Annotated in this window: 21 protein-coding genes and 1 pseudogene; 13 read left to right on the top strand and 9 right to left on the bottom strand. The window is 72.9% G+C overall.

Annotation, left to right across the window (positions count from 1 at the left end):
- Nucleotides 1–555: 555 nt before the first annotated feature.
- On the top strand, nt 556–1,392 hold the full coding sequence (locus OG488_RS31010) for an aldo/keto reductase (protein ID WP_329234871.1): 837 nt from the start codon (nt 556–558) through the stop codon (nt 1,390–1,392).
- 46 nt (nt 1,393–1,438) lie between these two features.
- Here OG488_RS31010 and OG488_RS31005 read toward each other — a convergent pair whose 3' ends face one another.
- Complete coding sequence (locus tag OG488_RS31005; RefSeq protein ID WP_103514383.1) at nt 1,439–1,768, bottom strand: putative quinol monooxygenase; 330 nt, start codon at nt 1,766–1,768, stop codon at nt 1,439–1,441.
- 109 nt (nt 1,769–1,877) lie between these two features.
- Entirely contained in the window at nt 1,878–2,912 is a 1,035-nt protein-coding gene (locus tag OG488_RS31000) for an ArsR/SmtB family transcription factor (protein WP_329239125.1), read from the bottom strand.
- A gap of 165 nt (nt 2,913–3,077) precedes the next feature.
- On the opposite strand from OG488_RS31000, the gene OG488_RS30995 reads away from it, so the two are divergent.
- Together OG488_RS30995 and OG488_RS30990 are read left to right on the top strand one after the other, a co-directional pair.
- Nucleotides 3,078–3,818 (top strand): D-Ala-D-Ala carboxypeptidase family metallohydrolase, encoded by a 741-nt coding sequence (locus OG488_RS30995; protein ID WP_329234864.1) that lies wholly within the window; start codon nt 3,078–3,080, stop codon nt 3,816–3,818.
- Between the two features lie 86 nt (nt 3,819–3,904).
- Nucleotides 3,905–5,473 carry a peptidoglycan recognition protein family protein gene (locus OG488_RS30990; protein ID WP_329234862.1) on the top strand — a complete coding sequence of 523 codons (1,569 nt, stop codon included), beginning with the start codon at nt 3,905–3,907 and terminating at the stop codon, nt 5,471–5,473.
- A 59-nt stretch (nt 5,474–5,532) separates the two neighbouring features.
- Here the strand turns inward: OG488_RS30990 and alc are convergent, their stop codons facing one another.
- Entirely contained in the window at nt 5,533–6,648 is a 1,116-nt protein-coding gene (gene alc, locus OG488_RS30985; protein WP_329234859.1) for an allantoicase, read from the bottom strand.
- 2 nt (nt 6,649–6,650) lie between these two features.
- Nucleotides 6,651–7,994, bottom strand: a complete 1,344-nt coding sequence (gene allB, locus OG488_RS30980) for an allantoinase AllB (protein ID WP_329234856.1) — start codon at nt 7,992–7,994, stop codon at nt 6,651–6,653.
- 332 nt (nt 7,995–8,326) lie between these two features.
- On the opposite strand from allB, the gene OG488_RS30975 reads away from it, so the two are divergent.
- Complete coding sequence (locus OG488_RS30975) at nt 8,327–9,130, top strand: IclR family transcriptional regulator (protein WP_329234853.1); 804 nt, start codon at nt 8,327–8,329, stop codon at nt 9,128–9,130.
- 72 nt (nt 9,131–9,202) lie between these two features.
- Here OG488_RS30975 and OG488_RS30970 read toward each other — a convergent pair whose 3' ends face one another.
- Nucleotides 9,203–9,883, bottom strand: coding sequence for an ABC transporter ATP-binding protein (locus OG488_RS30970; protein WP_329234850.1), 681 nt, complete (start codon nt 9,881–9,883; stop codon nt 9,203–9,205).
- The gene (locus OG488_RS30965) at nt 9,880–10,959 is read right to left on the bottom strand and encodes an ABC transporter permease (protein WP_329234847.1); all 1,080 of its coding nucleotides are present in this window, start codon (nt 10,957–10,959) and stop codon (nt 9,880–9,882) included. The genes OG488_RS30970 and OG488_RS30965 overlap by 4 nt, the downstream gene beginning before the upstream one ends.
- Nucleotides 10,960–11,069: 110 nt before the next feature.
- Here OG488_RS30965 and OG488_RS30960 point away from each other — a divergent pair, with 110 nt between their 5' ends.
- Nucleotides 11,070–12,296, top strand: coding sequence for a sensor histidine kinase (locus OG488_RS30960; protein WP_329234844.1), 1,227 nt, complete (start codon nt 11,070–11,072; stop codon nt 12,294–12,296).
- Entirely contained in the window at nt 12,293–12,925 is a 633-nt protein-coding gene (locus OG488_RS30955; RefSeq protein WP_329234841.1) for a response regulator transcription factor, read from the top strand. The genes OG488_RS30960 and OG488_RS30955 overlap by 4 nt, the downstream gene beginning before the upstream one ends.
- 2 nt (nt 12,926–12,927) lie before the next feature.
- Here OG488_RS30955 and OG488_RS30950 read toward each other — a convergent pair whose 3' ends face one another.
- Nucleotides 12,928–13,233: a DUF5955 family protein gene (locus OG488_RS30950; protein WP_329234838.1), complete on the bottom strand. Its 306-nt coding sequence runs from the start codon at nt 13,231–13,233 to the stop codon at nt 12,928–12,930.
- Nucleotides 13,234–13,436: 203 nt separating this feature from the next.
- Here OG488_RS30950 and OG488_RS30945 point away from each other — a divergent pair, with 203 nt between their 5' ends.
- Nucleotides 13,437–14,042 (top strand): nucleotidyltransferase family protein, encoded by a 606-nt coding sequence (locus tag OG488_RS30945; protein ID WP_329234835.1) that lies wholly within the window; start codon nt 13,437–13,439, stop codon nt 14,040–14,042.
- A gap of 285 nt (nt 14,043–14,327) precedes the next feature.
- On the top strand, nt 14,328–15,947 hold the full coding sequence (gene aceB / locus OG488_RS30940; protein ID WP_329234831.1) for a malate synthase A: 1,620 nt from the start codon (nt 14,328–14,330) through the stop codon (nt 15,945–15,947).
- A 31-nt stretch (nt 15,948–15,978) separates the two neighbouring features.
- On the opposite strand, the gene OG488_RS30935 is transcribed toward aceB, so the two are convergent.
- Nucleotides 15,979–16,332 (bottom strand): hypothetical protein, encoded by a 354-nt coding sequence (locus OG488_RS30935; RefSeq protein ID WP_329234829.1) that lies wholly within the window; start codon nt 16,330–16,332, stop codon nt 15,979–15,981.
- A 134-nt stretch (nt 16,333–16,466) separates the two neighbouring features.
- Here OG488_RS30935 and OG488_RS30930 point away from each other — a divergent pair.
- The 5 genes and pseudogenes from OG488_RS30930 (at nt 16,467) to OG488_RS30910 (ending at nt 21,915) form a co-directional block, all read left to right on the top strand.
- Nucleotides 16,467–16,542: pseudogene (locus OG488_RS30930) on the top strand.
- Between the two features lie 94 nt (nt 16,543–16,636).
- A complete protein-coding gene (locus OG488_RS30925) occupies nt 16,637–17,776 on the top strand; it encodes a gala protein (protein ID WP_329234826.1) in 1,140 nt (379 codons plus the stop codon).
- Entirely contained in the window at nt 17,773–19,545 is a 1,773-nt protein-coding gene (locus OG488_RS30920; RefSeq protein ID WP_329234823.1) for an ankyrin repeat domain-containing protein, read from the top strand. Before OG488_RS30925 ends, OG488_RS30920 begins: the two co-directional genes overlap by 4 nt.
- Nucleotides 19,542–20,750: an AAA family ATPase gene (locus OG488_RS30915; RefSeq protein WP_329234820.1), complete on the top strand. Its 1,209-nt coding sequence runs from the start codon at nt 19,542–19,544 to the stop codon at nt 20,748–20,750. Before OG488_RS30920 ends, OG488_RS30915 begins: the two co-directional genes overlap by 4 nt.
- On the top strand, nt 20,743–21,915 hold the full coding sequence (locus OG488_RS30910; RefSeq protein WP_329234818.1) for a vWA domain-containing protein: 1,173 nt from the start codon (nt 20,743–20,745) through the stop codon (nt 21,913–21,915). Before OG488_RS30915 ends, OG488_RS30910 begins: the two co-directional genes overlap by 8 nt.
- 68 nt (nt 21,916–21,983) lie before the next feature.
- Here OG488_RS30910 and OG488_RS30905 read toward each other — a convergent pair whose 3' ends face one another.
- On the bottom strand, nt 21,984–23,333 hold the full coding sequence (locus tag OG488_RS30905; protein WP_329234815.1) for a hypothetical protein: 1,350 nt from the start codon (nt 23,331–23,333) through the stop codon (nt 21,984–21,986).
- Nucleotides 23,334–23,337 lie beyond the last annotated feature (4 nt).

Here is a 23,337-nt window from a genome sequence, read left to right as displayed (position 1 = left end):
TGCGGCAGTCCGTACGCCTCCACCTGTCCTGACCCACTTTCGGCCGGAATCCATCACCACGCCCGGCGAGTCCCGCCGTCACACCACAGGACTGTCACGGATCAGGGGCATCGCCTGTACTCCGCACGGATATTCGATACATGGAGCCCATGCGCACCACACCCACCCTTCCCGCCAGGCTGTCCGTACTGGCCGCCGCGCCCGTCACGCTGACGGCCTGCTCCGCCGATGCCGTCTACGCGCCGCTCTCCGACCGGTGCCGCAAGGAGTGGACCTGGCCCGTGTTCGAGGCGGGCGTCGACCGGGCCACGCAGACGGCCGTACAGCTGGGGAGGAGCTACACCTTGCAGCGCCCCTCCCTGGACGACGTCCACACGGACACCGCGCGGGTGACCTTCGGTGTGGGCGAGCGGCAGTACGACGAGACGTCCTCCTGGGTCCAGGAGGACGGTGAGCGGCACAACGACCTCTGCCGACCTGGGACGGTACGCCGCGCGCCGCGCCCGGCGGCCCGTCCTACGCTGGCGGGACGGTACGCGAACGAAATGGGAGACCATGAGCCAGACACCGCCCCCGGTCCGCAACCTGCACGACGGCAGCACCATCCCCGCGGTGGGCCTCGGCACCTGGCCGCTCGACGACGAGGAGGCCGAGAAGGCCGTCGCCGGTGCGCTGGAGACCGGTTACCGGCTCGTGGACACCGCGCTGAACTACCGGAACGAGACGGGCACCGGCCGCGGGATCGCCCGCTCCGGAGTGCCGCGCGAGGAACTCTTCGTCACGACCAAGGTTCCCGGCCGGCACCACGGCTACGAGGAGACGCTGGCCTCCTTCGAGGAGTCCCGGAGCAACCTGGGGCTGGACTACGTCGACCTGTACCTCATCCACTGGCCGCTGCCCCGGGTGGACAAGTACGTGGACACCTGGAAGGCGCTGATCAAGCTCCGCGAGGACGGCCTCGTACGCTCCATCGGCGTCTCCAACTTCACGGCGGAGCACCTGGACCGGCTGGAGCGGGAGACGGGTGTGCTGCCCGTGGTGAACCAGATCGAGATGCATCCGCTGCTCCCGCAGGAGGAGCTGCGGGCCGTGCACACCGCGAAGGGCATCGTCACGGAGAGCTGGAGCCCGCTGGCCCGGGGACGCCAGGTGCTCGAGGCCCCCGAGGTGATCGCCGCCGCCGCGGCCCACGGAGTGACGCCGGGCCAGGTGGTGCTGCGGTGGCACACCCAGCTGGGCGCGGTGCCGATCCCCAAGTCCGCCGATCCCCGGCGGCAGCGGGAGAACCTCGGCCTGTTCGGCTTCGAGCTGGCCCAGCAGGAGCTGGACCGGATCGGGGCCCGGCCGTCGCACCGCTTCGGCGGGGACCCCACCACGCACGAGGAGTTCTGACGGCGGCGGCCGGACCTCGCCCGGCCGTGGCTGTCAGGGGCGGAGGTCACCGGTTGCGCGGGGTGACCTCCGACATCCGGGACCAGTCGTCCCCGGGCACCTCGACGTTGATGATCTCCGGGATCTCGCTGACGAGCTCGGACATGGTGTCGATCGCCGCCTTGAAGTGGTCGGAGTTCACGTGCGCCACGCCGGCCTCCTGCGAGGCGAACGCCTCGAGCAGGACGAACTGGTCCGGGTTCTCGACGCTGTAGGACCAGTCGAAGAAGAGGTTCCCCGGCTCCTGACGGGTGGCGAGGGTGAAGTCCTCCACAGCCGGGAGCCAGTTGTCCCGCTCGGCGGTACGCACGGTGAACTTGACGGCGATGAAGATCATGGCGACTCCTGGTCGGGACGGCGACGTGCCGACCAGGGTCCCATATCGCCACAGGCCGGGCCCGAACCGGCACACCCGCGCGTGGACCACGCCTCCCGGAGCTCTTCCCTCACCGCGGGCCCTGCCCCTGCGAGGACTCCTGGAGGGGGTTCGCCGGGTTCCGGGTCAGCATCGTCGCCCCCAGCACCGTCAGGGTGTGGATCATGGTGTTGCCGTGACGGTGGCTGGTGATGAGCCCGGCGTCGCGCAGGGCCGTGGTGTGGTGCGTCGCGGTCGCCGGGGAGACTCCGGCCCGCCGCGCGGCCTCGGTGGTGGTCGCCCCGGCGGCCGCGGCCTGCAGGACCGCGGCACGGGCCCGGCCCAGCAGCACCTGGAGCGACGGGGAGCAGACGCTCTCGGCCGCGGTCCTCGCCGGTCCGGTGGGCACCTCGTGGCGCAGGGAGTAGATGAGGACGGGAGGCAGCCCTGGATCCGCGAGGGAGATCGGCCCCTTCCAGCAGAAGTACGACGGGATGAGCAGCAGCCCGCGGCCCTCCAGCCGGATGTCGTGGTCGGTCGGATACGCGCTGACCTCCAGGCGCGGGTGCCTCCACCGCACGGTCGGGCCGAGCCCTTCGAGCAGACCCTCCGTGCCCCCGTCGAGCAGGTGGCGGGCCAGCCGCAGCCGCTCGGTGTGCAGGCTTTCGCGCACCCACTGCTCATGGGGTGCGATGACGGTCCGGTGATAGGCCCGCAGGACGTCCACCAGCTCGCTGCGGCCCTTCCGCTCCGTCAGTCTCCCCAGCCGGGCGGGCACCCGTACGACCCGTGCGAGGGCCGCGAGTTGCGCCGCGACCTGGTCCGGCGGGGTGGCGAGGATGGCGTCGAGCCCCGCTTCCAGCCCTGCCGTGCCCTCCAGCGGGGTGAGGAAGTCGGGGAAGTAGGAAGCGCGCGGGTAGAGGGGTAACAGCACCCGCCGCACCACACCCTCGAGTCCCGCCTCCCGGAGCCGCTCACGCGCGGGGTGGTACCAGTGCGCGTACGCCCCACGGCCCAAGGGGGTCTGGAAGCGATGCAGGCTGGAAGCGATCTCCCACAGCGGATGCGGTGCGGCGGCGACCCGGGTCCTGGCCAGGTCCTCAGCGGAGAAGTGGAAGCGAAGCACTGCCGTCACCCTTTCCACCTGCGTCATTTCATCTCGTTCGAATGAGCATGACAGCCAGGGGCGCAGGCCGGAGCATGAACTCGCCTCGTCGCACCGGTCCCCGCGACACCACGCGCCGCCCCCGCCTCCCTCCGGCCCCACACCCCCACGTCCCGAGGAGTCCCGATGACCTCTTCCCCGAACCGCCGCACCGTCCTGCGCGGAACCCTCGCCGCGACCGCGGGTGCCTTCGTGGGCCCGCTGCTCCTGCCGGGCACCGCGCATGCCTACAGCTGGCCGCGCACCCTGAACCAGGGGGCGAGCGGCGCCGATGTGACGGAGCTCCAGATACGTGTCGCGGGATGGGCGGCGGACTCGGCCTCGCACTCCCGGGTGAGCGTCGACGGTGCCTTCGGCGCGGGCACCGCCGCGGCGGTACGGAGGTTCCAGGCGGCCTACGGCCTCTCCGTGGACGGCAGCGCCGGCCCCGCCACCCAGGCCCAGCTCAACGCCCTGGAGCAGTCGGACGGTTCGACGGCCCACTTCAACTGGAGTGAGTTCACCGACCGTTCGAGCGGCACCTTCAACGGGGGCAAGGTGAGCGCGGCAGCCACCCGGGAGAACGCCCGCCGCGCCATGTACAAGCTGGAGGCCCTGCGCAAGAAGCTCGGCAACACAGCCGTCACCGTCAACTCGGGCTTCCGCAGCATCGCGCACAACGCCGAGATCGGCGGGGCGAGCGACAGCATGCACCTCTACGGCACGGCGGCCGACCTCACCGTGCCCGGCGTCAGCAACCGCACGGTGTACCAGAAGGCGGAGACCTGCGGATTCTCCGGCCTGGAGCGGTACACCGTCGATCATCAGCACGTGGACAGCCGCGCGGACCTCGGCCGGGCCTGGTGGTGGGAGAGCGGCACGATCTGAGGCGCGACGGCACGACGGCACGACCGCTCACAGCCGGGCTCTGCCACCGCGCGCCCGAAGCCACCCTTCCTACCGGAGGCACACCGATGCATCGCAGACCGCCGCGCACACCCCTGCGCCGCGCAGCCCTGTCCGTCCTGGGAACCCTGGCCGTCCTGGTCACCGCGGTGCAGCCCGCCGGCGCCGCGCCGCGCTCCGGGGGCACCACGGCCCCGGACCCCGTCGGCCGGGCCTTCACCGGTGCCGCCGCGGAGTTCGGCGTACCGCGCGACCTCCTGATAGCCCTCGGGTACGGGGAGACCCACCTCGACGACCACGCGGGCCTGCCGAGCCAGGCCGGCGGCTACGGGGTGATGCACCTGGTGAGCAACCCCGACCGGCACACCCTGGAGCTGGCCTCCCGGCTCACCGGCGAGGCCCCCTCCGCGCTGCGTGAGGACACGGCGGCGAACATCCGTGGCGGCGCGGCCGTGCTGCGCGCCTACGCCGACGAGGCCGGCCTCGGCCGGGCCGAACGGCGGGACGCCGACGCCTGGTACCCGCTGGTGGCCCGGTACGGCGGCATGGCGGATCCCTCCGGCGCGCGCCTCTACGCCGACACGGTCTACACCTTCCTGGCCGAGGGCATCGCGGCCCGCACCCCGGACGGCGAGGACCTGACCGTCCGCGCCCGCGCCGTGGCACCCGAGCGCGGCCGGTACGAGAGCGCCTCCGTGGCGGCGGCCCAGAGCCCGGACTACCCGTCGGCCCTGTGGGTCCCGGCCAGCACCGCCAACTACGCCGTCGGCCGCACCGCCTCCATCAGCAAGATCGTGGTGCACGTGACCCAGGGCTCGTACGCCGGGTCGATCAGCTGGTTCCAGAACCCCTCGGCCCAGGTCAGCGCCCACTACGTGGTGCGCTCCTCGGACGGTCAGATCACCCAGACGGTCCGCGACAAGGACACCGCCTGGCACGCCCGTTCGGGCAACGCGTCCGGGATCGGCATCGAACACGAGGGGTACGTCGACAACCCCAGCTGGTTCACCGACTCTATGTACCGCTCCTCCGCCGCACTCACCGCCCACCTGTGCAACCGGTACGGCATCCCCAAGGACCGCGCCCACGTCGTCGGTCACTCCGAGGTGCCGAACAACGACCACACCGATCCGGGGCCGAACTGGAACTGGACGTACTACATGCAGCTGGTGGGCGGCAGCACGGGAGGCGGCGGGGTCCAGCTGACCTTCCCGTCCTACGACACCCTGCGCGCCGGTTCGTCGGGCGCCCAGGTCTCGGCCGCGCAGTCGCTCCTCAACCAGCAGGGGTACGACGCGGGCACGGTGGACGGCACCTTCGGTTCGAAGACCACCGCGGCCGTCACCTCCTTCCAGCGGGCACGCGGGCTCGGCGCGGACGGGGTCGTGGGCGCGCGCACCTGGACCGCTCTCCTCTCGGCGGGCACCACTCCCGTGCTCAGCCAGGGCAGCTCGGGCTCGGCGGTCGAGCGCCTGCAGAGGGCCCTCACCGCCGCCCTGGGGCGGACCGTCTCCGCGGACGGTCAGTTCGGGTCGGGGACGCAGCAGGCGGTGCGGGACTACCAGAGCGGTCGTTCGCTGGGCGTCGACGGCTCAGTGGGCCCCGCGACCTGGGCCGCACTGCAGGCCGGACGCTGAGCTGACAGGAACGGCGGGACGGCCACCGGGCCGTCCCGCCGTTCCGGCGCGGTCGCGCGTTATCCGCCGAGCGCCTCGTGACGGGCGGTCAGCCGCGCCGCCCCCTCCTCGGTGAGCGAGCCGAAGAGGCGCAGCCGGGAGATGCCGCCGTCCGGGAAGATGTCGATCCGGACATGGGTGCCGCGCACCGGCTCCGGCAGGACGAACCGGTGGTTCGTGTCGGGCTGCAGGCGGGTGCGGGGCAGAAGCACGGCCGGCCGGCCGTCCTCACCGTCACTCACCGAGATCTCCGCCCATCCGGCCGCGTTGCCCTTGAGGTAGGCGGTGTCGATCTCGACCGCCCTGATCTCGGACTGCTCGACCAGCCGGTAGCGGATCCAGTCGTTGCCCTTGTCGCGTCGGCGGCGCGTCTCCCAGCCGTCGTCCATCTTGCGGGAGCGGCCCGGCGCGATGGTGTTGGTGGCCGGGGAGTAGAAGCGGTCGGAGGCGTCCTCGACCTCGCCGCCGTTCTCCAGGGCGACCACGTCGAACGTACCGAGGGCGGCCAGCCACGCCGGGTCGGGGGCCACCTCGCCGTGGACGCGCAGCCGGGCTATGCCGCCGTCGGGGTGCTGGTTGACCCGCAGGTGGGTGAAGCGCTGCCCCGCGTCGACCACGAAGCCGTTCGCGGCGTGGCCGCCGACGGCCGTACGGGGCACGAGGGTCGTCCACTTCACGTCGGGTGCGAGGAGGTCCTCGGGTGACGGGGAGCCGGGCAGCGAGGTCGCCTCGACGGAGACCGACTGCGGGTAGTTGCCGCGGAAGTGCGCCGTGTCGACGATGAGACCGCGCACCACGCCGGGGGCACCGAGGCGTACGAGGGCCCAGTCGTGGTCCTCGTCGGTGGGGTGCGGCTCGTCGGCGCCCGCACCGCGCCGGCGGCGGGTCTCCCAGCCGTCCATGATCTTGCCCTTGTGACCGAAGCGTTCGGGGTCGAACTCCGCGGGCTCCGGCTTCAGCAGGTTCTCGCGCTCGGCGAAGAACTCGTCGTTGGCGGCGACGACCCCCGCGCCGAGCCGCCGGTCGGCGAGGTCCACGAGCTGGGTGAAGGGGAAGTCGGCGGTGCGGTGGTCGGCGTACGGGTCGCCGCCTCCGTACGGGCTCGCGTCGCCGGTGAAGTGCGGTGTCGCCGTCATGGTCAGTGGTTCCTTTCGAGGAGGCGGCCGGTGGGTTCGGTGAGGACGCCGTCGGCCGCGATCCGCGTGCCGCGCAGCCAGGTGGACCTGACGACGCCGTGGAGGGTCTTGCCCGCGTAGGCGGTGACCTGGTTGCGGTGGAACAACCCCGCCGGATCGACGGTGAACGTCTCCTCGGGAGCCAGGACCGCGAAGTCGGCGTCCCGCCCCACCTCGATCGCACCCTTACGACTCAGCCCGGCCAGCGCCGCCGGCCCCGCCGACATCCACCGCACCACGTCCTCCAGACCGTGCCCACGCCGACGCGCCTCGGTCCAGACCGCCGGCAGACCCAGCTGCAGCGAGGAGATCCCACCCCACGCCGACGCGAAGTCCGGAGTCTTCAGATCCGTGGTGCACGGCGAGTGGTCCGACACGATGCAGTCGATCGTCCCGTCCGCCAGCCCCGCCCACAACGCGTCCTGGTTCGCCGCCTCCCGGATCGGCGGACAGCACTTGAACTCCGTCGCCCCGTCCGGAACCTCCTCCGCCGTCAGCGTCAGGAAATGCGGACACGACTCCACCGACACCCGCACCCCCTCCGCCTTCGCCGCCGCGATCAACGGCAACGCGTCCGACGACGACAGATGCAGCACATGAACACGCGCGCTCAACCGCCTGGCATGAGCGATCAGATTCCCGATCGCCGTGTTCTCCGCGTCCCGCGGACGCGAGGCCAGGAAATCGGCGTACCTCTCCCCGCTCCGCTGCGGAGCCGCCGCCAGATGATGCGGATCCTCCGCATGCACGATCAGCAGCCCCCCGAAACCCGCGATCTCCGCCATCGACCGCGCCAACTGCTCCTGATCCAGCTCAGGGAACTCCTCCACCCCGGACGGCGACAGGAAACACTTGAAACCGAACACCCCCGCCTCGAACAGAGGCCGCAGATCCTTCACGTTCGACGGCAGCGCACCACCCCAGAAACCCGTGTCGACATGCGCCTTGGGGGCGGCAACCTCCTGCTTCACCCGCAGGTTCCCCACCGTCGTCGTCGGCGGCAACGAGTTCAACGGCATGTCCAGCAGCGTCGTGATACCACCGGCCGCCGCCGCACGGGTCGCCGTCCAGAAACCCTCCCACTCCGCACGCCCCGGATCATTCACATGAACATGCGTATCGACCAGACCCGGCAACAGGACATCATCACCGAAATCCTCCACACAGGCACCGGCCGGCACCTCGGACTCGTACGGCAGGACCGCCTCGATCTCCCCGCCGGCCACGAGGACGGAAGCCGCGCGGGTTCCCTCGGGGGTGACGACGCGCGTCGAGCGGAGTACCAGCTTCACGTCCACACCGGACACCTGTGCTCCTCACGCAGTTTCAACGATTTGTTGAAGGAGTCTTCACTCGGGAAAGCAGCCCGTCAAGACCTCACCTTCCCCGTGCGGCGATCAGTGGACCACGGGCGACAGCGATTGGATATTTCCACGAAGTAAAAGTTCATTTTCACCAGGCGGAACGTAGAATGGACCAGGAGCGGCACCACCGCGCTTCACGCCGAACGCGGCCCTGCCCGTCGACACCCGGACAAAACAGGTCCTGACCGGCAAGGACGCCGCACCGGGAGCAGTGGGCCGATCGGGAACAGCCCGGTAGGCTGCTGCCTTGCCTCCGCTTCGAAAGGACCGTTGACGTGCCGCCGTCCCACGCCAGCACATCCGACTCCAAGCCCGCCGGTCCCAGCGGCGGCGTGCAGTCCCTCGAACGTGCCTTCGATCTGCTGGAGCGCATGGCGGATGCCGGGGGTGAGGTCGGACTGAGCGAGCTCTCCGCGAGCAGCGGGCTGCCCCTGCCGACCATCCACCGGCTGATGCGCACCCTGGTCGTCTGCGGCTACGTACGCCAGCAGCCCAACCGGCGCTACGCGCTGGGCCCGCGCCTGATCCGCCTCGGCGAGTCCGCGTCCCGGCTGCTGGGCACCTGGGCGCGGCCGTATCTCCAGCGCCTGGTCGAGGAGACCGGCGAGACGGCGAACATGGCCCTGCTCGACGGGGACGAGATCGTCTACGTCGCCCAGGTCCCGTCGAAGCATTCGATGCGGATGTTCACGGAGGTGGGCCGCCGGGTCCTCCCGCACTCCACGGGTGTGGGCAAGGCTCTCCTCGCCCACACCCCGGCGGACGAGGTACGGGCCCTGCTGGCCCGTACGGGCATGCCCGCGGCCACCGACAAGACGATCACCACACCGGACGGCTTCCTCGACGCGCTCGAACTGGTGCGGCGGGCGGGCTACGCGGTGGACGACAACGAGCAGGAGATCGGGGTGCGCTGCCTCGCCGTCCAGGTGCCCGACTCCCCGACCTCGGCCGCCATCTCCATCTCCGGGCCCGCGGGCCGGGTGACCGAGGCGGCGACCGAGCGGATCGTGCCGATCCTGCAGCAGATCGCGAAGGAGCTCTCCGAGGCGCTGGCGAGCAGCGGGGGCTCGGCGGGCTGACGCCGCGCGCTCCCTGTCAGGCACCCCGGCCCTCTTCGTCGGCAGGCGCCCGCCTCTCCCCCGGCCGGTCCCTCAGGCCGGGGCGGGCACCGACAGGCGTCCGTCCTCCATGCTCACCGTCCTGTCCACCCGGCCCAGGTGTGCCCGGTCGTGGGTGACCATCACCGTGGCCGTGGAGCGTTGCCGGGTCAGGCCGAGCAGCAGGTCGAGGACGGCCGCGCCCCGTTCGTGGTCGAGGGCGCTGGTCGGCTCGTCGACGAGCAGCACCGCCGGTTCGTTCATCAGGGCCCGGGCGATGTTGATCCGCTGACGTTGACCGCCCGACATCTGGTGCGGCCTGTGGCTCGCCCTGTCGGCCAGGCCCACCGCGTCCAGGAGATCCATGGCCCGGCCCCGGGTCGCGCCCACGGAGCGCTGCGACAGATGCGCCATCACCTGGAGCTGCTCCACGGCGGTGAGGGACGGCAGCAGATGGGGCTGCTGGAAGACGATGCCGACGCGGTCCCGGCGCAGGGCCGCCTTGTCGGCGCGGCTGAGCCCCGCGGTCCGCGTACCCGCGACGGTGATCCGCCCGTGGTCCGGGGTGACGAGCGTGGCCGCCACCGCGAGGAGGCTGGACTTCCCCGACCCGGAGGGTCCGACGACCGCCGTGAGTGTGCCCGCCGGCACGTCCAGGGAGACCCGGTCGAGTGCGGTGAGCCGGGTGTCGCCGTCGGGGTAGGTGAGCGTGACATCGGTGAGGGTGAGGGTCATCGGGCGCTCCCGAGTGCGGTGAGGGGGTCGACGGCGGTGATCCGCCGGACGGACAGGGCGGCCCCGAGCGCGCCGAGGACGATCATCACGCCGGCCGGGGCGAGCACGGTCGACGCGTCGAGGACGAACGGCACGAAGCCGCCGTCCCCGCCGACCAGCGCGCCGATCGCCGCCGCGAGCCCGGTACCGAGGCCGGTGCCGACGGCCAGCATCACCACGGCCTGCCCGAGCGCGTCCTTCAGCAGATACGGGGTGGAGGCGCCCAGCGCCTTGAGCACCGCCACGTCGCCGCTGCGCTGGATCGTCCAGACCGTGAAGAAGGCGCCGATGACGAGCGCGGAGATGGCGAAGAGGAAACCGCGCATCAGCTGGAGCGAGCCGTTCTCGGCCTGGTAGGAGCCGATCGCCGTGACGGAGTCCGCCAGGGTCAGCGTGCTGGTGCCCGCCTGCTCGTCCCCGGCGGCGAGGTCGGCGCCCTCTCCCGTCGTCAGGGCGATCACGGTCGCCTGCCCACCGGTGCCCGTGATGCGCTGCCAGTCGGTGAGCGAGGTCCACACCACCGGGGTGTGGCTGTACGAGGCGTCACCGCCGACCGCCGACACGGTCATCCGGTGACCGCCGAGTCCGAGCGTGTCACCGGTCCGTGCGCCGAGCTCACCGGCGGCCTTCTCCGACAGCACGATCCGGCCCGCCCCCACGCCGGAGGGCGCGAGCCCACCGTCCGGTTCGGCGCCGAACGCCGACACGGCGGCCGTACGCCTCCCCTCGCCCGTGGAGGCGTTCAGCGTCCGGATGCCCAGCGGCCGCGCGGAGGAGATCCCCGGCCGCTCCGCCCAGGTGCGCCAGGCGCTCTCCTCGACGGCCGAGTCGGAGAAGGACACCGACCGGCCGTCCGGCGGTGCGGCGAACGCGAGGCGGTCGGCGTCCAGCCCGGTGACGGCCGAGGTGTTCTCCCTGCCCAGGCCCGCGGTGAGGCCCGACAGCAGTCCGACGAGCAGCGTGATCAGCACGACGACCGTGCCCATGAGGGCGAAGCGGCCGCGGGCGAACCGTAGATCTCTCCATGCGACAAACATGGCTCAAGACTCGGGTTCCGGGCCCGTGGGGACATCGCGCGCCGGACGGGGCCCACATCAACCTTTCGGTTGACCGGCCCGGCGCCTGGCGCGTCTACGCTGGAACGACCATGGATCCGCGTGCCCCCACCCCCGTCACCACCGCACTGCGGCTCTGTCTGCACGCGCTGCTGGTGGGACTGCTGATGCTCGCCGCGCTGCGCGCGACCGGCGACGGCACACCGCACGCCACGGCCGTCGTCGGGGTTGCGGGCGTGATGGCCGCCCTGTACCTGGCGGGCGTGCTCGCCCCCGCCGTTCAACAGCACACCCGCGCCGCATCGCTCTGGCTCATCGCGCTGGGGGCGGTGTGGCTGGCGCTGCTCGCCCTGTCTCCCGAAGCGCTGTGGGTGGCGTTCCCCCTCTACTTCCTGCAACTGCACCTGCTGCCGCTGCGGTGGGGGCTGCCCGCCGTCGCGGTCACCGCCGCGGCCACGATCAGCGGTTTCTTGCTGCACGAGCAGGAGGTCACTCCGGGCGCCTTCATCGGTCCGCTGCTCGGCGCGGCGGTGGCCGTCGCGACCGTACGGGGGTACGAGGTGCTGTTCAGCGAGAGCGAGCGGCGCCGCGAGCTCATCGACGAGCTCGTCTCCACCCGGGCGGAGCTCGCCGACGCGGAGCGCGCCGCGGGCACCCTGGCCGAGCGGGAGCGGCTCGCCCGGGAGATCCACGACACCCTGGCCCAGGGGCTTTCGAGCATCCAGCTCCTGCTGCGGGCCGCCGAGCGTTCGCTCCCCGAGGACGCACCCGCGACCCCGCACGTCCGGCGCGCCCGCGAGGCCGCCCAGGACAACCTGGCCGAGGCCCGCCGCTTCGTCCGGGCCCTGACCCCGCCGGACCTGCAGCAGGGCTCCCTGGCGGCGGCCCTGGCCCGTCTCTCGGCCCGCAGCTCGGCGCCGGACCTCACGGTGCGGTTCGCCGTCAGTGGCAGGCCGGTCGGGCTGCCCACCCCGTACGAGGTGGCGCTGCTGCGCACCGCGCAGTCGTCGCTGGCCAACGCGGTCCAGCACTCCGGGGCACGCCGGACCGAGATCACCCTCAGCTTCATGGAGACGTCGGTCTCCCTGGACGTCGTGGACGACGGCCACGGCTTCGACACGGCCGCCGCACCCGCGAGCACCTCCGGCGGCGGCTTCGGGCTGCTCGCGATGCGTGCGAGGGCCCGGTCGCTGGGCGGGACGCTGAGTGTGGAGTCGGGGCCCGGCCAGGGCACGGCCGTCGCCGTCACCCTGCCCCTCCCGGCCGCCGACGGACACGGCCCGGCGAGCGGCGGCGCCCCAGAGGGCAGGGCAGCGTGACGGACCCGATCCGGCTGCTCCTCGCCGACGACCACCCGGTGGTGCGGGCGGGCCTGCGCGCGGTCCTGGACACCGAGCCGGACTTCCGGGTCGTCGCCGAGGCCCCCACCGCGGAACGGGCCGTCGCCATCGCCGCGACCGGTGTGTGCGACGTGGTCCTGATGGACCTGCAGTTCGGCCCGGGCATGCACGGGGCGGAGGCCACGGCGGCGATCACCGCCGCCGCGGGCGCCCCCCACGTGCTGGTCCTCACCACGTACGACTCGGACGCCGACATCCTGGCCGCCGTCGAGGCGGGCGCCGGCGGCTATCTGCTGAAGGACTCCCCGCCCCAGGAGCTGGCAGCCGCCGTGCGCACGGCGGCCGCCGGCCGCTCGGCGCTGGCTCCGGCGGTGGCGCACCGGCTGATGGACCGCATGCGGACACCGGCCCAGGCCTTGACCAGGCGTGAGCTGGAGGTGCTCCAGCTGGTCGGTGAGGGCCTGTCGAATCAGCAGATCAGCAAGAAGCTCTTCCTGAGCCAGGCGACGGTGAAGTCCCATCTGGTGCACATCTACGCGAAGCTCGGCGTCGCCTCACGCACGTCGGCCGTGGCCGCGGCGACCGCCCGTCGCCTGATCCGGCGCTGACCTCACGAGTGGTGCGGGGGCTCCCCGAAGAGGTCGACGGCCACCCGCACGTCCCGTAGCCCCGACGCCAGCGCGCTGACCGAACCGATCGCCCCCGCGACCAGCAGCAGCGAGCGGCGCAGCCGGGGTATCTCCGGCCGCCCGCTGACCGCCATGGCGTCCAGGGCCGCCAGCTCGTCCTCGGCGATGCCCCGGTCCGGGAACTCGACGCGGAGTCCGGCCAGTTCACGGCGGAGCCGGGAGACGGCCGTACGGAGCTCCGTCACTCTCGGATCCTCGTCGCTGCCGGTCAACCTCTCCTGCCCCACGCTTCGCAACAAAGCACTCCCCCTCGCACGTCATCGTGCCGGTGTGTCGATCTCGCCCCGGGCGGCGGTCAAGTGCCCGGGACCGTCGTCAAGTTAACGCCATCGAAGGTGGCGCGCGCCACTGCGCGGACGGAGTTCGGGGGTACCCCTGAGGGGTGACGCCCCTTCCTCCGGTGCGGACGGCGCAGTGGTATCCAGGGCGCATGGCTCATACACAACGGATCCCCGTGGTCGCCGGAGTACTGCTCGCGGCGGGCGGCGGCCGACGCCTCGGCGGCCGGCCGAAGGCACTGCTGGAGCACCGCGGCCGCCCCCTCGTCGAGCACGCCGCACGGGCGCTGCGCAACGGCGGGTGCGGTCCGGTCCACGTCGTGCTGGGTGCCGCCGCCGACGAGGTGCGGGCCCGGGCGGACCTCTCGGCCTGCGCGGTGACGGTGAACCCCCTGTGGGAGGAGGGCATGGGTTCCTCGCTCAGGGCCGGGCTCGGCGCCCTCATGGGTTCGGAGGCGGACGCGGCCCTCGTCCTCCTGGTCGACCAGCCGGGCATCGGGGCGGAGGCGGTGGCGCGGGTCCGCGCGGCGTACCGCTCCCGGGCGACCCTGGCGGCCGCCGCGTACGACGGGGAGCGCGGCCATCCGGTGCTGTTCGGGGCCGACCGGTGGGCGGACATCGCGGCGGGAGCGTCCGGCGACCAGGGGGCGCGGGCCTATCTGCGGGCGCACCGCGATGCGATCACGCTCGTCGAGTGTTCCGATGTTGCCCGGGACCACGACATCGACACGACGGAGGACCTGAGGCACCTGGAGTGAGCGGGGCGCACGGGGTACACGGACCGTGCGGGCCCTGGCACGCCGCGCCACCGAGGACACACATCTGTCGACCCGGAGAATCTCGATATCAACAAACCATTGAACTTCCACCATGAGGAAACTAATATCCACTGATCAGAAGCACGCAGCACGCACGCCGCGCCGCTTCCGCACCCGGACGGCACCCACGGCCGTATCTCGGAGCCACGGCACTCAGTGCCGTCTCAGGCGACCCGGCAGCCGTGGGACGTCGTCCGCGCCGCCCCGCTGAAGGAGTGACAGCTCATGTCCGCACCAGCGCCGTCCCCGCTGGCCATCGTCGATGCCGAGCCCCTGCCGAGGCAGGACGAGGTCCTGACCGATGCGGCCCTCGCGTTCGTGGCCGAGCTGCACCGGCAGTTCACGCCCCGGCGCGACGAGCTGCTCGCCCGCCGCGGCGAGCGCCGGGCCGAGATCGCCCGCACCTCCACGCTGGACTTCCTCCCCGAGACGGAAGCGATCCGCGTGGACGACACCTGGAAGGTCGCCCCGGCCCCGGCCGCGCTCGACGACCGCCGGGTGGAGATCACCGGTCCGACCGACCGCAAGATGACCATCAACGCCCTGAACTCGGGCGCCAAGGTCTGGCTCGCCGACTTCGAGGACGCGTCCGCCCCCACGTGGGAGAACGTGATCACCGGCCAGCTCAACCTGATCGACGCGTACACCCGGAACATCGACTTCACGGACCCGAAGTCGGGCAAGTCGTACGCCCTCAAGCCCGCCGAGGAGCTCGCGACCGTCGTCACACGCCCGCGCGGCTGGCACCTGAACGAGCGCCACCTCCAGCTCGACGGCACCCCGGTGCCCGGCGCGCTGGTCGACTTCGGCCTCTACTTCTTCCACAACGCCCAGCGTCTGATCGACCTCGGCAAGGGCCCGTACTTCTACCTGCCGAAGACGGAGTCGCACCTGGAGGCCCGCCTCTGGAACGACATCTTCGTCTTCGCCCAGGACTACGTCGGCATCCCGCAGGGCACGGTCCGCGCGACCGTCCTGATCGAGACGATCACCGCCGCGTACGAGATGGAGGAGATCCTCTACGAGCTCCGCGACCACGCCTCCGGGCTGAACGCGGGCCGCTGGGACTACCTCTTCTCCATCGTCAAGAACTTCCGTGACGGCGGCTCGAAGTTCGTCCTGCCCGACCGCAACCTGGTCACCATGACCGCGCCGTTCATGCGGGCGTACACCGAACTGCTGGTCCGCACCTGCCACAAGCGCGGCGCGCACGCCATCGGCGGGATGGCGGCCTTCATCCCCTCGCGGCGTGACGCCGAGGTCAACAAGGTCGCCTTCGAGAAGGTCAAGGCCGACAAGGACCGCGAGGCCGGCGACGGTTTCGACGGCTCCTGGGTGGCCCACCCGGACCTCGTCCCGATCGCCATGGCCTCCTTCGACGCGGTCCTCGGCGCCAAGCCGAACCAGAAGGACCGTCTCCGCGAGGACGTCTCAGTGGCGGCGGGCGACCTGATCGCCATCGACACCCTGGACGCGAAGCCCACGTACGACGGCCTGCAGAACGCGGTCGCGGTCGGCATCCGCTACATCGAGGCGTGGCTGCGCGGCATGGGCGCCGTCGCCATCTTCAACCTGATGGAGGACGCCGCCACCGCCGAGATCTCGCGCTCGCAGATCTGGCAGTGGATCAACGCGGACGTCGTCTTCGAGAACGGCGAGCACGCCACGGCGGAGCTGGCCCGCAAGGTCGCGGCCGACGAACTGGCCGCGATCCGTACGGAGATCGGCGACGAGGCCTTCGAGGCCGGCAGGTGGCAGCAGGCCCACGACCTCCTGCTCCAGGTCTCGCTGGACCAGGACTACGCGGACTTCCTGACGCTGCCGGCGTACGAGCAGCTGGGCTGAGCCCGCAGCACCGAGCGCCGCACCCCGCGCGTCACCGCGCCGGGGTGCGGCGCTTCCTGCATGCGGGGAGGTCCGCGGCGACCGCGCGGACCGCGCACACGATCGCCCGCACGAGCAGGACGTTGACGACTGCCCCCAGCCCGCAGGCGAGAGCGCGGCCGCCGGCGTCCCCCACTCCCCCGCCGACGTCACCGAGGAGCACGGTGAGCGGCATGAGGACGAAGACGTACAGCACGTTCAGCCCGGGCTGGGCCAGCCCGAGGAGCAACGGCTCGGCGTACGAGGGGGCATGGGCCGCTCCGGCGACGAGTCCTCCGGCCGCCATGGCGAGGACGTAGGCGACGGCCGCGATCCGGGCGCCGCGAGGACTACGGGTACGGCTCATCGTGGCGGGCCTCTCGTACGGGGAGTCGCGGGACCGGCTCATTATTGAACAGGTTCGAAATCCTACACACACCCGCCCACACCTGCGTACTGGCGTGCGATTTCGGGCCGGTGGCCGCTATGATCACGCACGGCAAGGCTGTAGCGCAGAGGTCGTCGCGCCCACGCATCGAGCTGGAGGACGCCGGTTCGAATCCGGCCGGTCTTGCCACCTGTTCGTGGAGGATCGCGCCGGCGCTGGGCGGGTGGTGGGCGCGAACGGCCCGCCTCCGGCCCAGGATCCGGCGAGGGACTGGGGAGTTGTGTTGTCGCAGCCGATGCCCGTGCGCTGCCCCGCGATCGAGCACCCTGACGTTCCGCTCGTCGACGTGGCCGCGTTGCACCCGCTGGTGGAGCGGCTCGGGAGCGAGCGGGTGGTAGGGCCCGACGAGGTGTTCCCGGTCGGGACGCTGCGTGCCGACGGCAGGGTCGATCTCTGCAAGCAGGGCCTCGGTGCCGCCGGTGCGGCCGTGCTGATGCCCGCCCTCGCCCGGTCGCCGCACGCCGGCCACGTCCTGCTCGGCACCAACTCCCTCGGCGACGAGGGCGCGTGCTCGGTGGCGGCCGCTCTGCACGGCGTACGCGGACACGCTCTGCGGACGGTCTACCTCGGCTGCAACCGCATCGGGGCCGAAGGCGCCGCCGCGCTCGCGGCCGCGCTGGGCGAGGACTCCACGGTCAGGGCGCTGTGGCTGAAGCGGAACCCGCTGGGTGACACCGGCGTCCGGGCGCTCGTGCCGATGCTGGCCCGCCCCACCTCGCTGCGCACGCTCGACCTCGTCAACACCGGGATCACCGCCGCCGGTCTGGAGGCGCTGCTCGACGCGCTGGCCTCACGGGCACAGCCGCTGGAGAGGCTCTTCCTGGGCGGCAACGGGCTCGGCCCGGACGCCGCTCCGCTCCTCGCCGCGCTGATCCGGGAGGCGGGGGTGCGGGAGCTGTACGTCTCGGCCAACCACCTCGGCGACGCGGGGGCCGCCGTGCTCGCCGCCTCGGCCGATCCGGAGCGCCCGGTGCGGCTCGGGCTCGGCGGGAACGGGATCGGGCCGGCCGGGGCCCGCGCCCTGGCCGACGCGCTCGGCGGGATCGAGGCCCTCGACCTCGGGCGGCCCCTGTCGGAGCGCAGCCTCGGAGCCGCGGGGAACGCGATCGGCGACGCCGGCGCCCACGCGCTGGCCCTGGCGCTGCCCGGAAGCCCCCTGCGGCGCCTCGAACTGGCCCACACCGGGCTGACGGGGCGGGGAGCGAAGGCCCTGCTGGGCGCCGTCGGCGCGGACTGCCGGCTGGAGTACGTAGGACTCGGGCCCGGGCTCCCCCGCAAGGTGAAGCGGTCCTTCGCCACCCGGCTGCGCCCCGACCACGGCGCCCACCCGGACCTGCGCGCCATCCGGAGCGTCTACCGGTGAGGCTGCGCCCGGAGGACCGGTTCCTCACCGGTGAGCAGGCGTCGAGCCTGCGGCAGGTCCGGCGGTACGCCGTGCCCCGCGGGATGATCGAGCGGTCCGCCGAACGGCGGCTGGCCGGTGACTGGCGGGGCGCCCTCTCCGCGGCCGGCGTCGACGTGGACCTCGATCCCGCCGAGGTGGCCGCCGCCTACGGCACGCCCGTGGCGCGGGCCCTCGTGGCGGACCTGCTCCACCTGGTACCCGACCTGGTGCGCTGGCACCTGCCCCGGGTCCTGGGAGGACGCTCGACACTCACCCCCAGCCGGACCGTCGTCCTCGCCGGATACGCCGGATACGCCGACACCGACGACGGGGCCGGGGCCGGTCTGCCCCACGCGCCGTACCTCCATCTGTGTACGCCCCCGATGGTGGAGGGCCCCCAGCGGCTCTCGCTGCGTTTCGGTGCCGTGCCCGGCGAGTCCTCCCCCGGTCTGTTCCTCACCGGTACCGAGGACTGGCGCTCCGTCCGGTACCTGTGGGACTCCCGGCGTACGGACGGTCTGCGGACCGCTGTGGGGGCAGGCGGCCGGATCCCCTTCTTCCACGACGACGGGACCCCGCTCACGCGGCAGGAGCTCGGCGCGCCCGGTGACGGCGATGCCGCCGCCCGGGCGGAGCGGGTGACGCTGCTCCATGAGAACGGCGAGGTGTCGGAGGCGTTCGAGGCCGCGGGGATCGAGTGGGATCCGACGCCTCCCTCCACCGAGCGGCCGAGGTACCGGACGGACCCCGGGGAAGTGCTCCGCGCGACCCCGATGGACATTCCCCGGCTCGAGGCGGCCGTACGCCGGGCGACCGCGACCGTCGGCCGGGAGCGCTTCCTGGCCGCCGGCCACTGGCGGAGGTACATCCAGCTGGAGCTCACGGACCACAGCGCGGGCGGGCGGCTCCGGGCCACGGTCGTGGACGCGAGGTCCACCGCTCCCACCGCCTTCCTGCCGGAGGCGGCCTGGCGGCGTCTCCCCGACCTCGATCTGCTGCGCGCGGGCGTCGTACCGCCGCAGTGGCTCCACCCGTTGGTGGCGCGGGCCCTGTTCCCCTCGCTCGAAGGGCCGTTCGGGCCCCCCGGGCCGTCCCTGCCGCGTACGGTGCGCGTGCGGTGCCGGGGTGAGTGGCACGAGGTCGTCTTCCGTGACGGCGTGCTGCGTTCCCCGCACACGGAGGAGGAGCGGCTGCGCGAGAGCGCCATGCGGGCGTTCGGCGGCGCGGTCGCGGGCTGCTTCGCGGTGGAGCACTCCTGCACGACGGGTGTGGGGCGTCTCCCGAAGGCGCTGCGGGACCAGCGCAAGGAGCTGTTCCTGCACATCCAGCACGGGAACACCGCCGGAGTCCTGGAACTGCTGGACGCCGGGGTCGACCTCCGTGTGCGCAACGCCAGGAGGCGGGGGCTGCTGCACGTGCTGCCGCTGCTCGATCACGAGGCACTCCTGCCAAGGCTGCTGGCGGCGGGGCTCGACCTGGAGGCCAGGGACCATCTCGGCCGGACCCCGCTGAGCGTCGCGGTGAGCGAGCGGGGTCCCACCACGCTGGTACGGGCGCTGCTCGACGCGGGGGCCCGGATCGACGTGACGGACTCGGAGGGGCTCTCCCTCGACCAGCTGGTCCACCGGTACAAGCGCGAGGACCTCGCGTTCCTCCGGGAGCGGCTGTCCACGGAGCACCCGGGCATCGGCGTCGACTGGTACGAGCGGTGGTTCAGGAACAAGGACGGGGAGGACGCGCAGCAGTGAGCACGACCATCGGGGACCGGTCCGTCCCCTCCCGCGGCCTGGAGGCGGCCGACGAACTCAACCGTCGCCTGCGCCTCACCCGCACCGAGCCCGCCGAGAGCCCGCAGCTCGACGCGCTCGCCCTGGCGGTGACGGCCAATCAGCCGGTCCTGCTGTGGGGCGAGCCCGGCATCGGCAAGTCCGCGGGCATGGAGCAGCTCGCCGCCGGTCTGGGGCTAGAGCTGGAGACGGTCATCGCGAGCGTCCACGAGCCGTCGGACTTCGCCGGGCTGCCCGTCGTGGGTGACGATCCGGCGGTGACGGGTGTGCCGATGGCGCCTCCGGACTGGGCGGTCCGGCTCGCCCGCTCCGGCCGGGGCCTGCTGTTCTTCGACGAGCTGTCGTCGGCGCCTCCTGCCGTGCAGGCCGCGCTTCTGCGGGTCGTGCTCGAACGGCGGGTGGGCAGCCTGCGGCTGCCGGAGAGCGTACGCGTCGTCGCGGCGGCCAACCCGCCGTCGAGCGCGGCGGACGGCTGGCACCTCAGCCCGCCGCTCGCCAACCGGTTCGTCCATCTCCGCTGGACGCACGACCCGCGTACCGTCGCCCGCGGCATGGCGGGGACCTGGCCGGCCCTGGGTGTGCCGGTGGTCGACCCGGCCAAGGTCTCCGGCGCGGTGGCACGGGCCCGGGGCGCCGTCTCCGGGTTCCTGACGGCACGTCCGGGTCTGGTCCACCACCTCCCGGCCGACGCGGAGAGCCGGGGCCGCGCGTGGCCGTCCCCGCGGACCTGGGACATGGCCCTGCGGCTGCTGGCCACCGGCTACGCGGCGGGCACCGGGCGGGAGGCGGTCGCGACCGCGCTCACCGGCGCCGTCGGGGACGGTGCGGGCATCGAGCTGCTGTCCTACCTGGACCACCTCGACCTGCCCGACCCCGACCGTGTGCTCGCCGACCCGGACGCGTTCGCGCTCCCCGAGCGGGGCGACCGGCAGCTCGCCTTCCTGATCGCGGTCGTCGCCGCGGTGCAGGGCGAGCCGACCCGCAAGCGCTGGGAGGCGGGGTGGGCGGTGCTCGCCAAGGCCGTGGACGCGGGGGTCCCCGACGTGGCGGCCCGGGCCGCGGTCGACCTGGCGGCCATGCGCAAGCTCGACTGGCCGGTGCCACCGGGCATCGACGGCTTCCTGGACCTGCTGCGCCAGTCCGGCGCCCTGCCGCAGGGTGGCTGAACTGGACACCACGAAGCTGCTCGCGGCGCGGTACCGGGCGGCCACGGACCGCCCGTACCTCGCCTCGGCGCTGTACGCGCTGACGGTGGTGCCCAGCGACGAGGTGCCGACCATGGGTGTGGACCGCCACTGGCGCTGCTACGTCTCGCCCGGCTTCGTCGACCGGACCCCGGTGGCGGAGCTGGCGGCGGTCTGGGTGCACGAGGTCGCGCATCTGCTGCGCGACCACCACGGCCGCGCGGATCTGCTGCCGGCGCGGGACCGGCGTGACAGACACCGGGTGAACGTCGCCCAGGACTGCGAGATCAACGACGACCTGGTCGCCGACGGTCTGCCCCTGCCGGCCGGGCGGCTGGAGCCGCGCCTCTTCGGCCTTCCGGAGGGGCAGCTCTTCGAGGCGTACCTGGCCGCGCTGCCGCCCTCCACCTGGATCCACGACTGCGGGTCGGGCGCCCATGGCGAGCCGTCCCCCTGGGAGTCGGACGCGACCGGGGGGCCGGCGGGGGTCGGCGCGGTCGAGGCGGAGTCGCTGCGCCACCACACCGCGGAGGCCATGCGCGCCCATGTGCGGGCCAGGGGCACCCTGCCGGGCGGCTGGAAGCGATGGGCGGACCAGGTCCTCGAACCCACGGTCGACTGGCGGCAGGCACTCGCGGGCGCGGTGCGGGAGGCCGCCGCCTGGGCCGCCGGGGCGGTGGACTACACCTACCGCCGCCCTTCACGCCGGAGCGCGGCCCTGCGCGGTGTCGTGCTGCCCAGCCTGCGGCGGCCGCTGCCCAGGGTGGCGGTCGTGATCGACACCTCGGGCTCGATGGGTGACGGGGAGATCGCCGCCGCGCTCGCCGAGGTCACGGGTGTGCTGCGCGAGGTGGGGATCCGGGGCAACCGGGTCACGGTCCTGGCCTGCGACGCCGACGTCCAGGCCGTCTCCAGGGTGACGTCCGCCGGACAGATCACGCTCGGCGGCGGCGGTGGCACCGATATGCGGGTCGGGATCGCGGCGGCCCTCGCCGTACCCGAACGCCCGTCGATCATCATCGTACTGACGGACGGTCACACCCCATGGCCGGACGAGACCCCGGCCTGCCGGCTCGTCGCCGCACTCATCGGCCCGTCCGCGCCCGAGGCTCCCCCGTGGATCGAGGCCGTACGCGTCACGGGCTGAGGATGCGTGCGCCGCCCCCGGGTCCCCGCGGTCCGGGAACGGCGCACAGCCGTACGGTCCTCGGCGGATCACCCGCCGGACGGGATGTCCACGTAGTCCTTGAAGAGCAGCGACACGGTGTGGCCGGCGGAGGGCCAGTTCGGCACCGCGAGGGTCTCGTCCACCCCTCCGGTGCCGCGCATCGTCTGCGTGACGGGGATCGTTCCCCTGGCCTGCTCCTCGGCCGGGAGGGACAGGTCGGTCGCCGTCAGGAACGGGACCCGGTCGAAGGGCGGCAGCGCCGCGTCGAGGTGACTGACGCCGTCGCATCCCTTGTCGAAGGCGAACAAGCCCAGGATCTGCCGGAGTTGGGGGGACACGGCAGGGTTCAGGACGTCGGTCCCGCCGATGCGGAGCCGGTCGTCGTCCGCCGTGCCGGCCCGCCATTCACGTGCGCGGACGACGGTGAGCGCCGTGTGCGCGGGGCAGACGTCGATGGAGTCCGTGACCCCGCCCGGAGGGGAGACGAGCAGGCGCACGAAGTGGTCGCTGCGCTCGAACGGTTCGAAGTAGAAGTGGCCGGTGCGCTCGCCGGGGCGGACGAACGCCAGCTCGTAGTGTCCGCGTCCGCCGACTCCGAGCGGGCCGAAGGCGCCGTCCGCGCCGACCCGTACGACGTGCTGCGGCAGCAGACCGGCCCGGGCGCCGGTGGCGGGGTCGAGCCGCCACACCTCCAGCCGGCCGGCGAGCCCCGTGTTCTGCGGGAAGTGCACCGCGCGGCCGGCGATCCGCACGGAGGCGGGCGGCTCGGGCAGCACCCGGGTGGTGAGCGGCGGCCTGCCCCGGAGGAACGCGTAGATGTGGCCGAAGCTCTCGGCCGAGGTGGCGCTCTCCGTGTGCCCCGCCTGCGGTTCGTGCACGTTGACCGCTCCGCCGATCGCCCCGTTCGGCTGGAGGCTGCTCCAGATCGCGAGGGTGGGCACCCCGCCGGGCTGCGAGGCGGCCGTGCGGCCGTCCAGGTTGACGTACTTGGCGACCTCCGCCGCCCGCTCGGGCACGGCGAGGTAGGCCTGGGCGACCCGCGTCCCGCGCGAGTGCGCGAGGAGGTCGACCTGCGCGGCGCCGGTGCGTGCCCGGACGGTGTCCACCAGCGCCTCCAGACCGGCGATCGCGTGGTCGTCGGTCGCGAGGGAGGTGTCGTACTCGTGGACGTACAGCAGGTCGTCGCGGTAGCCGTTGGCGGAGAAGCGCTTGGCCTGGGACTGCCACTGCTGGGCGGAGCCCTCCTGGCCGTGCACGAAGATCACCGGGTTGACCGCGGCGCGCGTCGGGGCCGCGGCGTGTGTCGGGGCGGTCAGGGCGGCGAGTGTCCCGACGAGCGCCAGAAACACCGCGAGCAGCCTGGTGCGGCCCGTCCGGACGGGCTGTGAACCGGTCATCGTG

It is taken from the genome of Streptomyces sp. NBC_01460 (genome assembly GCF_036227405.1).
GTDB lineage: Bacteria > Actinomycetota > Actinomycetes > Streptomycetales > Streptomycetaceae > Streptomyces.
Note: the sequence above shows the minus strand (reverse complement) of the source record. Positions and strands in the feature narration are given on the sequence as shown.